At 67.9% G+C, this 1,737-nt stretch carries 3 protein-coding genes and 1 other RNA gene; 3 read left to right on the forward strand and 1 reads right to left on the reverse strand.

Going from position 1 to position 1,737, the window contains the following annotated elements; genetic code table 11:
• The 3 genes from OOT08_RS14330 to ssrA all read left to right on the forward strand — a co-directional run.
• Positions 1-539: STAS domain-containing protein (locus tag OOT08_RS14330; protein WP_325093465.1), on the forward strand; the 539-nt coding region annotated here is incomplete at its 5' end.
• 53 nt (positions 540-592) lie between these two features.
• Positions 593-979 carry a hypothetical protein gene (locus OOT08_RS14335; RefSeq protein WP_325093466.1) on the forward strand — a complete coding sequence of 129 codons (387 nt, stop codon included), beginning with the start codon at positions 593-595 and terminating at the stop codon, positions 977-979.
• A gap of 135 nt (positions 980-1,114) precedes the next feature.
• Positions 1,115-1,485, forward strand: a transfer-messenger RNA (tmRNA) gene (gene ssrA / locus OOT08_RS14340).
• 93 nt (positions 1,486-1,578) lie between these two features.
• On the opposite strand, the gene OOT08_RS14345 is transcribed toward ssrA, so the two are convergent.
• A partial coding sequence (locus OOT08_RS14345; RefSeq protein WP_325093673.1) for a DUF3054 family protein occupies positions 1,579-1,737 on the reverse strand: 159 nt, incomplete at its 5' end.

The following is a 1,737-nucleotide window of genomic DNA, read 5'->3' on the forward strand; positions in this document are numbered from 1 at the left end:
CGGTCATGCTGTTTGTCTCCGCGATCACCTTCGACTGGCACTCGATCCGCCCCGCGACGCTGCGCCGCATGCCGAAGTCGGAGACCGCGGTCATGCTCATCACCGTCGCCGTGGTCGTCGCCACGAACAACCTCGCAATCGGGGTCGGCGCGGGCGTCATCGCCGCCGCCCTCATGTTTGCCCGCCGCGTCGCGCACCTCACCTCGGTCACCCGGCTCCTCGGCGCGGACACGGACGGCACCCCCGTGGCGCGATATCACGTCCGCGGGGAGCTGTTTTTCGCCTCTTCGAACGACCTGTTTACGCAGTTCGACTACGCCGCCGACCCGAAGCGCGTCATCATCGACCTGTCCGAGGCGCACCTCTGGGACGCCTCGACCGTCGCCGCCCTTGACAGCGTGCAGGCGAAGTATGCCCGTGCCGGGATCACCGCGGAGCTGACCGGCCTCAACCAGGCGAGCCACGAGATGCGGGAGCGGCTCAGCGGGCACTTCGGCGAGGACTCCGCCGCGCCGCAGCCCGGCACCCCGGACCGGTAGAATACTCGGAGCCGCCCGGAGATCCGGGCGTGCGCCACGCTCAGAAGGGGCCCATGAACACGCCGCAGTCGAAGGACGCCGAGGCCGCGACCGCTGCGGATTCGGCGGGCTCCCCAGCAGCGCACCCTCCCGCGACCCCCGCCCGTCCGCGGGCCGCGGACCTCACGGTCGGCGCAACCATCGCCCTCATGCTGTACGCGATCCTCGGGGTCACGGCCGGCTCGCTCCTGGGCTCGAACCTGATCTTGGCCCTGCAGCATGAGCTGAGCCGGGACACGGCGGAGGCGCTGGCCGCGACCGTCACCTTCCCGATCATCGCCATTGTGTTCGTGTCGATGCTGGCGATCGGCTTCGGGGCGCTGTTCACCTGGCTCGGCGGGAAATGGCACCGGCGCTGGGTCACCAAGCGCGCCGCCGCGCGAGCGCTACTCCCGTACTAGGCCGACGACCCAGCTCACTCGACTTTCCCAGCCTGCCGGGCTAGAATCAGGTGTTCCGGATTCGTTCGGAACTTGGCAATTCAACAGGGTGAGTTTGATCACGCATCAGAGGTCGCGCAGGCGACCTCGCCCCACGGGGCTGATCGGTTTCGACATTTCACGCGAGACCGTGGGAAGCGGGTCGAGGACGCACGGTTATCTCGTTAACGATCTGTGCAAACTATAGGTGCCAACGCTAAGCGCACCGACTTCGCTCTCGCTGCATAAGCAGAGTCTGTAAGTCCGTCAGACCGGGTGTGTCTCCGCCCCGTGTCCTGGCGTCATTTAGGAGGCTTGCTCGCACACTGCGTCTCAGGGTGTGCGGGGACTTTTTCTGAGGCTGGGCCTGTCACGTTAGGGGTTCGCAACAAAACGTGGGGCCGAGTAGAACGACTCAGCGAACTACACCCGTAGAAGACGCGGAATCACTGAAGTGGACCGGGGTTCGATTCCCCGCAGCTCCACCGCGCCGATCACACTCACCCTGTGCCACCAAGAACGGCCGCCCCTCGGGCGGCCGTTCTTGGTTCTGCCCGGCAGCGTCCACCGGGCGCGCGCGGTTAGCGGGCCAGCGCCCGGCGGCGCACACGGGCCGTGAGCGCCGCGATGAGACGCCAGCCGACGAGGAGCAGCAGCAGGGTGCCCGCGGCGACGAGGACGAAGGGCAGCGCGGTGCCCTGGCCCGCGAGGGCGCGGAAGCCCATTCCCGCCGTCAGCGT

This window comes from Leucobacter sp. M11, from assembly GCF_035726885.1.
In the GTDB taxonomy this organism is placed as follows: Bacteria; Actinomycetota; Actinomycetes; order Actinomycetales; family Microbacteriaceae; genus JAPFRB01.